Below are 11674 nucleotides of genomic sequence, written 5' to 3'. Positions count from 1 at the left end.
GGGTTTCCCGGATCTGGCCCTGGTCGTCCTGTAGGATATAACTCAAGGACCCGTGCAGGATCCCCCGGCTCCCCCGGGAGAGGCTGGCCGCATGGTGAACGGTATCTAGGCCCAGTCCTCCCGCTTCGACACCGATCAGGCGGACCGCCGAATCCCCGATAAACTCGGAAAAAATCCCCATGGCGTTACTCCCTCCGCCCACGCAGGCCAGGACCGTATCCGGCAGCCGCCCGCAGGTTACCAGGACCTGTTGGCGGCATTCCCGGCCAATAACCGATTGAAAATCCCGCACCATGGTCGGGTAAGGATGGGGTCCGACCACCGATCCGATGACATAGTAAGTGGTATCCAGGTTAGCCACCCAGTCGCGCATAGCGGCATTGATGGCGTCCTTGAGGGTCCGGGAACCGCTGGTCACGGGAACGACCGAAGCCCCCAGCATCTGCATCCGGAAGACATTCAACTTTTGCCGGGCCACATCCACTTCCCCCATGTACACCAGGCACTCAAGCCCAAAAAGCGCACAGGCCGTCGCCGTGGCCACCCCATGCTGGCCGGCTCCGGTTTCGGCGATGATCCGGTTCTTTCCCATTTTTTTGGCCAGTAGCACCTGCCCCAGGGTATTGTTGATCTTATGGGATCCGGTATGATTTAAGTCCTCCCGCTTGAGGTAGATCCGTGCTCCGCCCAAAAGACCACTCATCCTCGCAGCATGAGTAAGGGGGGTCGGCCGGCCGGAATAGTCGGTCAGAAGCCTGGTGTATTCCCTTTGGAAATCTTCGGTCTCGGTGTAAGTACGGTATGCCTCTTCCAGTTCTTCGAGTGGATGCATCAGAATCTCCGGAACAAAACACCCGCCGTAGGATCCAAAAAAACCCTTTTCATTCATGGCTGTTAAGTCCTTTCCTTTAGTGTCTGGTGAGTCAGATGCGCACTGTTTACTTCCTTTCTGTATTGGGATAATCGGTTCAGTATCCGGCGAATCGTCCGGCGGTCCTTGCAGCCGGGAGCGGTTTCCACCCGGCTGTTGCAATCGATGGCCCAGGGCGAACAGCGACTCAATAGGTCGGGAATATTTTCTTCTCCCAGCCCCCCGGCAATGATCAATGGGAGGGATAAATCCGCGAGGAGCGGCAGAACCTCCCAGGGAAAAGGCCATCCGGTCCCGCCCCGTTGCGTTCCCCGCCGCGCATCGAGAAGCACCATGGCGATAGACCCAATATAGCTGGCGAGGGAGGCCGGGACCCAGCCCTCATCCACGGAAAACGCCTTGATCACCGGAACCTCCACCGCCCGGCATTCTTCGGGAGCTTCCTCTCCATGGAGTTGGACCAGATCAAACCCGCACCGCCGGGTTATGTCGTTGACGTTTGCGGCGGTTTCATCCTGAAAGACTCCGACGGCAAGCGCTTTGCCCCTCAACTGCCGAATGATGCCCGCGGCCTTTTCTGGCGGGCAATAGCGGGGGCTTCCGGAAACCAATATGAAACCCAGCGCCCAGACCCCGGAACTTTCACACCACCGGGCATCTTCTTCCCTGGTAATGCCACAGATTTTCAGGAGGGGCACAGGCTCACCTCCTTAAGTTCTTTCAAGGTTTTACCGGGTTCTTCGGACAAGAGGAGGGTCTCCCCGATCAGAAAATTCACTACCCCCGCGGCCATCACCCGCCGGATATCGGTGGGCTGGCGAAATCCGCTTTCCGAAACCACGCTGATCCCGGGGGGAATCGCCGGTAAAAGCGCCAGGGTATGCTCGATCGACACCTGTAAAGTGGCCAGGTTGCGGTTATTGATCCCCACCAGAAACGCTCCGGCCTCCAAGGCCTTGTCCAGGTCCCTCCGATCGTGGACTTCCACCAGGGGAGCGATGCCGACCAGTTCACACAAATCGATGAAATGTTCCAACCGTTTCCAGGAAACAATCCGAGCAATCAGCAGTAATGCACTGGCTCCCAGGAAGGCCGTTTCGAAAATCTGGGTTTCTTCGATCACAAAGTCTTTCCGAAGCACCGGAAGATCGGTCGATTGAAGGACCTGGCTCAACAGAACCGGGCTTCCCCCGAAAAACTCCTCTTCGGTCACCACCGAGATCGCCGAAGCGCCACACCGCTCATAACCCTCGATGGTCCGGGCCACCACCGGAAGGCTCAGCGAGGGCATGATCGTCCCCCGGGAGGGCGAAGCCGCCTTGATTTCGGCAATCACATTCGGTCCAGGACGCCCGGCCAGGGCTCTTAGGAACTCTTTCCTGCGATCCTTCGCCCGGGCGATCAAGTCGGCCACCTGCACCGGAGAATAGGTCCCCCCGAATAACCGGCGCCTTTTACGGTGAACGATTTGTTCCAGGATGGTCTCCATGTTCAGACCTCCTTCCTCGCCAGACGGGAGCCGGTGGTCACCAGGCGGTCGACAAATTCCCGGGCCTGTCCGGAGTTCAGGGTTTCTTCCGCCCGTTCACACCCTTCCCGGAGGTCCGCTACCTCCCCACAGACCCAGAACAGGGCGGCCGTATTCAGGACCACGGCCATATGTCGCGGACCGCGCTCCTGGCCATTGATGATTGCCCTAAACATCGCCGCGTTATCCTCCGCGCTCCCTCCCCGGATGGCTTCGAGGGGGCAGACCCCGTACCCGAGGTCCAGCGGATGAAAGACATATTCATGCTCACTTTGTCCATCCCGAAAAAGCAGGCGGGTGATTCCGCAGGGACTCACTTCATCAAGACCCGGTTCTCCCCAGACAGTCAGGGCCCGCTGATACCCAAGCCGGGCCATAGCTTGGGAGAAAACGGGGAGATCTTCGGCCCGTGAGACGCCGACCAGCTTGGCTGTGACCGGGGCGGGGTTAGCCAAAGGACCGATCAGGTTAAAGAGCGTCCGGATGCCCAGGTCCTTGCGGACCGGCTGGACCGCCCGGATGGCCGGATGATAGACGGGAGCGAACAAAAATGCGAAGCCGGTAGCCAAAAAGACCTCCCGCATCTCCTCCGGTGTAAGCTGAATTTGAATTCCGAGGGCTTCCAGGAAATCGGCACTCCCGCTTCGGCTGGACACCGCACGGTTCCCGTGCTTGACGATGGGTAACCCGGCGGCACAGGCCACCAGCGCCGCGGCGCTCGATAAGTTCATGGTTCCCGCCCCATCACCCCCGGTTCCACAGTTATCCGCTGCCCGGGTCCCCGGAGGGAGAACAAAGGTAATAGCCCGTTCCCGTAAAGCCTCCGTGAACCCGGCCAGCTCATCGGCATTTACCTCCCGCAGATGAAAAGCGGTGAGGATAGAGGCCGTTTGAACGGAATTGTAGTCGCCATTCAGGAAGGCGTTCATGATCAAACGGCATTCCGGGAAAGAGAAGGGTTTTCCTTCGCGGAACCGGTCAAGGACGTCACGCAGGGTAAGGGTCATGGTCCGGTCACCTCCAGGAAATTCTTGAGGATTACTTTCCCCTGCGGGGTCAGGACCGATTCGGGATGAAACTGCAACCCGAACAACGGCCGCAAGACGTGCTGAAGGGCCATGATCTCGCCCTCTTCACTCCAGGCGGTCACCCGCAGCGTCGCCGGGAGGGTGGGGGCCTCGACAATCAGGGAATGGTAGCGTCCGGCGGTGATGTATTCCGGTAAGCCCCTGAACAAGGGAGAAGACAGCAAGCGGATACGGGAGGTTTTGCCATGGCAGGGGCGTTGTGCTCTGACGATCCGGGCACCTTCAACGTAGCCGATACATTGATGGCCAAAGACACACCCCTAAGGTAGGGATGATGGCCGAAAAACGGGCGATGATTTCGTTGGACAGGCCGACATCCCGGGGATCTTTGGGGCCCGGGGAAATGACCAGCCGGTCCGGACCCATTCGAGCGATTTCCAAAAGCGTAATGGCATCGTTACGCGCCACCCGGGGTTCTTCTCCAGCGATCTCCCCCAGGTACTGTACCAGGTTGTAGGTAAACGAATCGTAATTGTCAATAACCAGCGTCATGGCTTTTACCTCCTGCCCGCTTCCTGTAAGGCCAGGAGTAAGGCCTCGGCTTTACTCCTGGTCTCCTCGTATTCGTTTTCCGGGACCGAATCGTACACGATGCCCGCCCCGGCCTGCACTGTCACTGTCCCGTTTTGAAAGTACATACTGCGGATCACGATACAGGTATCCATCGATCCGTTAAGACTCACGTACCCCAAGGCCCCCGCATAGGGTCCCCGGGCATCCGGTTCCAGGTCTTCGATCACCTGCATGGCCCGGACCTTGGGAGCGCCGCTGACCGTACCGGCCGGGAAACAGGCCGCCAGTGCCCGCCAGGAATTCAGACCCTCCTTCAACTGACCGCTGACCGTCGAGGTGATGTGGTAGACGTGGGAATAACGCTCCACTTTCATGAATTCCTCGACCGCCACTGTTCCGCTGCGGCAGACCCGCCCCAGATCGTTTCTCCCCAGATCCAGAAGCATTATGTGTTCGGCCCGTTCTTTCTCGTCTGCCATCAAGTCCTGGATAATGGCCGCCTCTTCACCGGCGCTCCTCCGCCGTCTCGTTCCGGCGATGGGCTTGGTCCGCAGGATTCCGTTCTCCAGCTTGACCAGCATTTCCGGGGAGGACCCGGCAATCTGGAAGTCCCCGGCATCCAGGTAATACAGATAGGGAGAAGGATTGAGCGAACGCAGTACCCGGTAAGCCACAAAAGGGTCACCAGTGAAAGGCGCGGAGAACTTCTGGGACAAAACCACCTGGGAGGCATGGCCTTCTTCGATGAGCCTGCGCACTTCTCTAACCGAATTTTCGAAATCCTCCCGGGTAAAATTCGACCTAAACTCCCCGGTCAAACGGAACTCGTCCCGGCGGGGCCCTCCGTCCTGTTCGGCCGCATTCATCGTTTCCTCCACCCACTCCTCCGCCCGGCGGTAGCTTTCCTCTTCTCCGGCCGGAACCAGAGCCACTGCTCCCATCCGATGTTTCAAGTGGTCGAAAAACAGAAATCTTCGGGCGTCAACGAACCAGGTCAAGGGATAGGATCCGGGTTTGCGAGGCACTCGCTCCTCCCAACACTTCACTGCATCGTAACTGAAAAAACCGACCGCTCCGCCCAGAAAAGGGAGGTCCGGTTCAGGGTACACCGAAGCGGGGGGAAACCGCTTCTCCAGGTCTAAAATACAGTCCCCGTACTCATTCATCCGGTACTCGGCGTCCACATTAAGAACCAGGAAGGAGTATCGGCCCCAATTCTCCCCCCTCTCGGCACTTTCCAGGAAAATGACCGGGGTCCGGTTCCGGAGGCGGTCAAAGAGCGATATCGTGGTAACCCGGTCGGCCAGGACGCTTTTTTGTATTGGAATGTAGTCATACCCTTGCTTTGACCGGTGTAAAAACGTATCCCGGTTCGGAGTGATTTGCCCCATACTGTCCTCCCCCAAACAAAAAGCCCTCGTCTCTTCAAGAGACGAGGGCTCACACTCGCGGTGCCACTCCTGTTGACGGATGATCCGTCCGCTCACTCGGGTGCGGGACATTTCGTCCGATACCCGGCCCGTTATAAAGGTCAGAACCCTTCCCGGCCTACTGGTCAGCGCTTTCGGCGGGCAGCTCAGAGGTCCATTCCCTTCCCCCGGTCCACCAGGCTTCCACCTTACCCCGGCTCTCTTGGGAACCTCCCGGAAAGGTACTCGTCCTCGTCACAGCCATTCCCTATATCATTGTCAAACCAATTCAAGCACATCAAGGTGACTGTGTCAAGAGCGCGGCGGCTCTTTGTCAAGACTCTTTTGAAATGTCCTCTTGAGACACCTCCCCATAACTGATGCCCCAGATCGGCAAGCCATCCCGAAGGGTCATGGTCTTTTCCCGGGACCCTGGTCAGATATGACCTGCGGGGTTACCCCCCTTTATACAGCAGGTTTCAGAAAGAGGACATGTTAAGAGCTCTTGAGAGGAAATTGTCAGCGAGGTTCAAGACGAGCCGCTTTTTTCTCTCATGAAATATGGTACCTGCAAAGTTGATGGGTGCTACTTAAGGCAAAAGATATAGTCTTGGAAATACCCCCCCGCCGACGTTACTTGGGATGACCGGGTCTTCAGGAGATTTGCCCTGAGGTATATATTGAAAAATGCTGACCGCCTTGTTTTCACTACATTACCGCCAGTTAAGGGGGACAGAAGATGATCCCGGAAAAGTGATATTTCAAGACCTGACCCCTTTCTACACGGTGAAACATTCGTGGTATACTGGTTTCTTGTGCCTTGGCCACTGGGATTACGGGACGTGGTGGCCGGGGTTGCAGGTGACAGAAAACGATAGAAGAGCGATTTTAGTTATATCGATGGAGGATTGAGAACGTGTATCAATGTATTATATTTGACGTGGACGGAACACTGATCGATACCGAACGGGTGATTATCCGGGCTTTACAGAGAGTCCTCGAAAAGAGAGGCCATAGGGTAGAGGGACAGGATCTTAGCTTTGCCGTGGGGATTCCCGGTGACGCGTCCTTGAGCCGGCTCGGCGTGGTGGACCGGGAGGCGTCCTTACGGGAATGGAACGACCATATCCAGAGTTTGTCCGGAGAGATCCGTCTTTTTGACGGGATCCGGGACTTGATCGAACGCCTGGAAGAAAAAGGCCTCAAGAAAGGGATCGTGACTTCAAAGACCCGGGAAGAATTATCGGACGATTTCGGTCCCTTCGGAATGATGCATTACTTTCCCTATCGGGTGTGTGTGGATGAGGTCACTTTTCACAAGCCGCATCCCGAACCGCTCCTGCGTTGCCTGGAACTGGCCTCCTGCGCTCCGGAAGAAGCTTTGTTCGTTGGAGATACCATCTATGATTCGGAGTGCGCGAGGGATAGCGGTGTCGACTTTGCCCTGGCCTTATGGGGAGTACAGCAGGGGATGACGATTCCTTCCGATATCGCACTGATCCATCCCCTGGATCTGTTGAACCTGGTTGAAATGCCAGGCCTGGAACACCCGGCTGGAAAAGTGGAGTATAAGTAATTCTGCTGCAAAAGAACGAAGGAAGCCGGGGCCTGAGTTGCCTAAATCAGCCGCCGAAATCACCGCATTTTCGCAGCAAAAAGGCCAAGGACGGCCTTTTCAGCATCACTGCAACCGGACGTGGTCATTGATGCCCCCCAAATCTTTCTCGGGGAATATCTCCTATTCCGACCGGGGGGAGACAGCACGCCTCTCTCCCCTACCAGCACTCTTGCCACGCTATGGTTTCGCTGGAGCATGAGCCGGCAGGGGAACTGTTAAGCCAACGCCTGGGTGGAACTCCTGTTCAAGACCCTGAAAACGGAACTGGTTCACCAGGCCGCCTATCATGGCAAGGGGGAAGCGCAACGAAGACTTTTCGAACATAGCGAGTCGTTCTATGGTCCCTTGAGCATCCACTCTTCCCTGGGGTATCTGAGCCCGGTACTTTTGAGAAGCTGTACCGGTACCGGAGAGGGTCTTAGGTACCGGAGAGGGTCTTAATATGATGTCGGTTGTTCTGGGGGAGGATCACTGTTTCACTGAATCGGATTGCAGTAATATAGTAAAGGATCCACAGAAAAGAGGAAACGATGAAGAAAAAAATTTGTGATTATTCCACTAAGCGCGATGAACACACTCATTTACCGCCGGTGAGTAGATACACTCGGTACCGGATGACCGGCTTCGGGCGGGGTGGTGGGGATCGGGATTGCCTGGCTGCCTGGCAGGCGGGACTATCCGGGTCAACCCCAATGAAGAAGCTGGGATATCGGATTTTATCCAGCGTCTTCGTATTGGGTAAAATGTCGGGACGGGGCGGACTTGGTGTCCTTACTCTTCTAATCGTACTTTGTTTCGGTATAACCGCCTCCGCTCAAACCCTGCCCGAACGTCTCAGCGCACTGAACGACCTTCCCCGCTTTACCTACCGGGTACTGGCTACCTTACCTCATGATCCGGAGGCGTTCACTCAGGGTTTTCTCTACCATGCCGGGTATTTTTACGAAAGTACCGGCCTGCACGGGAGATCATCGCTACGCAGGGTTAAGCCAACCACTGGGGAAATCGACCGAATCTTCCACCTTCCTGACCGCTATTTCGGTGAAGGATTGACCCTCATTGATTCTGTGCTTGTGCAGCTCACCTGGCGGGAAAAAACCGCATTTGTTTACGACCTCGCCGACTTTACCCGGCGGGGCCGCTTCGCCCTGGATTTCGAAGGCTGGGGGTTGACCGATGACAGCACGCACCTGATCGCCAGCGACGGTTCCGACCGTCTCTATTTTATGTGTCCCGATGCCTTCACGGTGGTAAAAAAAGTATCGATCACCCTGGAAAACCTACCGGTCACACGGATCAACGAACTGGAATATATCGACGGAGCTATCTACGCCAATGTCTGGTATGAGGACGTGCTTCTGATCATCGACCCATCGACCGGCCAGGTGACCGGATGGGTGGACTTTCGGGGGCTCGGTAATTCGTTTCGAATGTCGGCGGATGTCCTGAACGGGATCGCCTACGATCCCTTGACTCACCGGAAATTCGTGACCGGAAAGCTCTGGCCATACGTGTATGAAATCGCTCTCGTACCGCTGCCTCCGGGATAGATCAATAGCGGGTCGGTTCGGGGAGTCCCGGATCTTTGGTGATATGTGATTAAAACATAGCCGGGTCAGTGGAAACGGATGCCGGCATCCAGGTACCACTCGCCCGGCAAGTCCCGATCCAGGGGGAAAACATATCCTATCGTCAGGTTGAGCGGCAGTTCTTCAGCCAGGTATGACCGGAGGGTGATTTCCCCACCGGCAGCAAAACGACTTTCCAGTGCCGACCAGCGCTCCCCGGCAGCACCGCCTTCCAGATAGAGCGTTCCCGTGATCCCCTTCACAGCCCCCATTTCGAATAGCGGTGCATCGATGGTCACAAGCGGAAAGGTCCCGGCAACTCGTAGCTTTCCGGCCAGCGCTCCCCGTAACGTTTCTTCGGGGTACCCGGATATCCCCCAAAGACCGGTCCGTCCGCCCAGCGCATAGAATCCGGCAAGATCACTCACCCCCAGCACCAATTCAGCAGTAAATCGGAGGAGCGGATTCCCAGCCCGTAAACGGGCACTACGCCAGGAGAAAATCAGGTCATTTTCACGGGTTCCTTCCCGTTCTCCCCAACGGGCGGTCAAAGCCCACTCGGCATTTTCGATCCACCGGTCATCGCCACCGGAAGTACTCCAGTCCGCCGTCGCGACCACCCCGGTCCAGAACCCCTCATACAGCGGATCGTCTTTCCAGACCCGGCGATAGCTGATCCCCAGATTCCCTCTGCCGGCTTCTTCAGCAGTAAACGGGACCGAAATACCGGCTCCCCATTCCATCCGATCCCCCTCGAAAGACAGATCGAGAGCGAGTTCCGGGAGAACGAAGGTTCCCCGATAACGCAAGGACCCGGTCGGTCGGTCACCGAGAAACTCAAAAATAAGCGTATAGGAATGAAAGTTCAGCGGATCCCTACCGGAGAGAGAAATTCCATTTCCCGCTGGGATCCAATAGCGGGGAGCTAATCCTGTGAGGCTTCGATAGGGCCTCTCCGGGTAGAGCGCCCCATCGGCGAATCGAGACCACAGCCTGTCGTCCGGGGGAACGCATACCGGCCAGACAACCTCTTCCCAAGTATCCGGATCGTTTGGAAATATACCGATATTGTATCCTCCCTCCCCGAAAAACGAGGCATACCCAACGTCTGCCGTCAACACCGGTTCGAAGGCCCCTCCGATTAGGTTGGTCAACCGAAAAAACCGTCCCTTGGCCAATTCAAAGGCATAGACGTTAAAAATTCCATCCCAGGCATCGGAAAAAATCAGGAAACGGCCATCGGGGGAAAAGGAGGGAACGGGATCGGGAAAGGTCGCGGTGGTGACCCACTGCCACCGGCGGGTGTAGAGGTCGAAGAGGGCGATAACCAGACGACCGCGCCATCGGCCGGTCACCGCGATGTTTTTTTCCCGGGAGTGCACCGCGAGATGCAGCGGTCGAAAATCAGCGGAAAACTCATACAGCACTTCCGTCTCACCAGTCTGCAGTGACAGTTTGAGTAGAGCCTCCGGCATCCGGTTCCGCCGGAGATAGAGTATGGCCCCATTCTGAAAAGCCGGGCTGAAGGCCCGTTCCCTATGGCTCAACCGGCTTTCCCGGCCTTTTTCGAAATCATAGAGGTACAGATCGTACCATTCGGTGAATAAATCGGAAGCGACTTTGGCATAGACCAGAAAACGGCTGTCGGCGGAAAAGGAAGGCCGACCGCCAATGATCCCGTGTACCAGAAGACGTTCCTTGCCGTTACGAAGGTCTACCAGTCGAAGTCCTGGAAGATAGCGGGGGTGAATAAGGGAATACACCAGATTTCGTCCATCCGGGCTTAAAACGGCGTTCCGGGAATAGAAGCCCTTTTCAGTCAACCATCGGTAAGAGGTCAAAGGCTCCTGCTCGATCCGAAGAACCACTTCCTCCGCCGAGCGTCTGAGCGTGTCTTGCCACTCCTGCCATACTTCGTCGACCGTTTTTCCCAAAGCCCGTTCAAACGCTTTTCCAAAACCGGCCGGATCCAGACTTTGCGAACGCTCATGGCTCAACGCGGCGAGCGCGTCGTGACCATAGTGTTCGGCTACATACCGGATGATACTCGCCCCATACAGATAGACGCCCATCCGGCCGGGCCAGGCATCCAGGAAACTGTATCCGGCCAGGAGATGACGGGGAACGAAGGCCTCGCGCAGAGCCATATCTCGCAGATACATTTCGTAGACCGGGTTCCCGTTTCGGTTCCCATTGCTGAAGAGCGATTCCCCATACATAGCGTACCCTTCCCAGACCCAGATCGGTTGCAACATGTTGGGCAGCGCCACGTATCCCAAAACCTGCCGGATTTTTTCTACGTCGGGTCCAACCGCGCCCAGATGGACGAGATGGACGAGTTCGTGAACCAGCACCAGAGTGATCCAGCTTTCAAAATGATTGCCAAAGGTAAGATCGAAGGGTTCCGCCACCATAAACTGAATTTCCCCGTACAGGAGATCTGCGTAACCAACGGGTAAATCACTTTCGTCGCGCACAACGATCACCGGCCGATAGGGAATTTGCGTTCCCAGAAACGTTTCAAGTAAAGGCAATGTTTCTTCGGCAATTCGGGCGGTTTTTTGAGCAATATCCCGCAGCGAAGCGGGAAATACTACACGGAAACGGGGGGTTACCATCTCCCGCCAGTCAAGCCGGGGATCGCTCCGCCGGGCCGACGCCGCCGAGGTCGAACACATGAGGAAAAACGCCAGAAACAGGCAAAGAGCGTAGCCGGAAATCCGTTTCCGGTCTGAATTACCGTATCCGTTCATCGCAACCGTTTCCAAGCGACCCTCATTTTGGAAACTGCACCTCCTCAACCCGAATATTGCTCCGTTGCAAGATCTCCCCCAGACTCTGTCCCGCTATCCATCAAAATCCGGAGATTCCCGATTCCATAGGCCAGGTGCTTGACCGGCATGAGGTCGGCATAGCCTGAGTTCGCCAGGTTGACCCTTGTACTTGGTAACATATTTTATCTTTGATTCTACTGTAATAAGTAATTTTGCTGCAAAACAACAAAGGAAGCCGGGGCCTGAGTTGCCTAAATCAGCCGCCGAAATCACCGCATTTTCGAAGTAAATAGGCCAAGGATGGC

At 56.3% G+C, this 11674-nt stretch carries 11 protein-coding genes and 1 other annotated feature; of the genes, 2 read left to right on the top strand and 9 right to left on the bottom strand.

The window, feature by feature from the left end; all coding sequences use genetic code 11:
• From trpB to VLH40_01315, 7 genes are all read right to left on the bottom strand, one after another.
• A partial coding sequence (gene trpB / locus VLH40_01345) for a tryptophan synthase subunit beta (protein ID HSV30653.1) occupies positions 1-889 on the bottom strand: 889 nt, incomplete at its 3' end.
• A gap of 5 nt (positions 890-894) precedes the next feature.
• The gene (locus VLH40_01340) at positions 895-1569 is read right to left on the bottom strand and encodes a phosphoribosylanthranilate isomerase (GenBank protein HSV30652.1); all 675 of its coding nucleotides are present in this window, start codon (positions 1567-1569) and stop codon (positions 895-897) included.
• Positions 1557-2360: an indole-3-glycerol phosphate synthase TrpC gene (locus VLH40_01335; protein HSV30651.1), complete on the bottom strand. Its 804-nt coding sequence runs from the start codon at positions 2358-2360 to the stop codon at positions 1557-1559. Before VLH40_01335 ends, VLH40_01340 begins: the two co-directional genes overlap by 13 nt.
• Positions 2361-2362: 2 nt before the next feature.
• Positions 2363-3406: an anthranilate phosphoribosyltransferase gene (trpD, locus tag VLH40_01330; GenBank protein ID HSV30650.1), complete on the bottom strand. Its 1044-nt coding sequence runs from the start codon at positions 3404-3406 to the stop codon at positions 2363-2365.
• The gene (locus VLH40_01325) at positions 3403-3699 is read right to left on the bottom strand and encodes a hypothetical protein (protein ID HSV30649.1); all 297 of its coding nucleotides are present in this window, start codon (positions 3697-3699) and stop codon (positions 3403-3405) included. The genes trpD and VLH40_01325 overlap by 4 nt, the downstream gene beginning before the upstream one ends.
• A gap of 10 nt (positions 3700-3709) precedes the next feature.
• A complete protein-coding gene (locus VLH40_01320) occupies positions 3710-3979 on the bottom strand; it encodes a hypothetical protein (protein HSV30648.1) in 270 nt (89 codons plus the stop codon).
• Positions 3980-3984: 5 nt separating this feature from the next.
• Positions 3985-5391 (bottom strand): anthranilate synthase component I family protein, encoded by a 1407-nt coding sequence (locus VLH40_01315; protein HSV30647.1) that lies wholly within the window; start codon positions 5389-5391, stop codon positions 3985-3987.
• A 34-nt stretch (positions 5392-5425) separates the two neighbouring features.
• Positions 5426-5677: a binding site (T-box leader), on the bottom strand.
• 648 nt (positions 5678-6325) lie between these two features.
• On the opposite strand from VLH40_01315, the gene VLH40_01310 reads away from it, so the two are divergent.
• Both VLH40_01310 and VLH40_01305 read left to right on the top strand, forming a co-directional pair.
• Complete coding sequence (locus tag VLH40_01310; GenBank protein ID HSV30646.1) at positions 6326-6985, top strand: HAD family hydrolase; 660 nt, start codon at positions 6326-6328, stop codon at positions 6983-6985.
• Positions 6986-7557: 572 nt separating this feature from the next.
• Complete coding sequence (locus VLH40_01305; protein HSV30645.1) at positions 7558-8577, top strand: glutaminyl-peptide cyclotransferase; 1020 nt, start codon at positions 7558-7560, stop codon at positions 8575-8577.
• A 65-nt stretch (positions 8578-8642) separates the two neighbouring features.
• On the opposite strand, the gene VLH40_01300 is transcribed toward VLH40_01305, so the two are convergent.
• On the bottom strand, positions 8643-11348 hold the full coding sequence (locus VLH40_01300; protein ID HSV30644.1) for a hypothetical protein: 2706 nt from the start codon (positions 11346-11348) through the stop codon (positions 8643-8645).
• A gap of 93 nt (positions 11349-11441) precedes the next feature.
• The coding region (locus VLH40_01295) for a hypothetical protein (GenBank protein ID HSV30643.1) at positions 11442-11674 on the bottom strand (233 nt) is incomplete at its 5' end.

This window comes from Atribacteraceae bacterium, assembly GCA_035477455.1.
Lineage (GTDB): Bacteria > Atribacterota > Atribacteria > Atribacterales > Atribacteraceae > DATIKP01.
Note: the sequence above shows the minus strand (reverse complement) of the source record. Positions and strands in the feature narration are given on the sequence as shown.

What these genes read in the sequence shown, in the direction of transcription:
- trpD (HSV30650.1), bottom strand. Translation starts at nt 3,406, where the DNA reads ATGACCCTTACCCTGCGTGACGTCCTTGACCGGTTCCGCGAAGGAAAA.
- VLH40_01305 (HSV30645.1), top strand. Translation starts at nt 7,558, where the DNA reads ATGAAGAAAAAAATTTGTGATTATTCCACTAAGCGCGATGAACACACT.
- VLH40_01335 (HSV30651.1), bottom strand. Translation starts at nt 2,360, where the DNA reads ATGGAGACCATCCTGGAACAAATCGTTCACCGTAAAAGGCGCCGGTTA.
- VLH40_01320 (HSV30648.1), bottom strand. Translation starts at nt 3,979, where the DNA reads ATGACGCTGGTTATTGACAATTACGATTCGTTTACCTACAACCTGGTA.
- VLH40_01315 (HSV30647.1), bottom strand. Translation starts at nt 5,391, where the DNA reads ATGGGGCAAATCACTCCGAACCGGGATACGTTTTTACACCGGTCAAAG.
- VLH40_01300 (HSV30644.1), bottom strand. Translation starts at nt 11,348, where the DNA reads ATGAACGGATACGGTAATTCAGACCGGAAACGGATTTCCGGCTACGCT.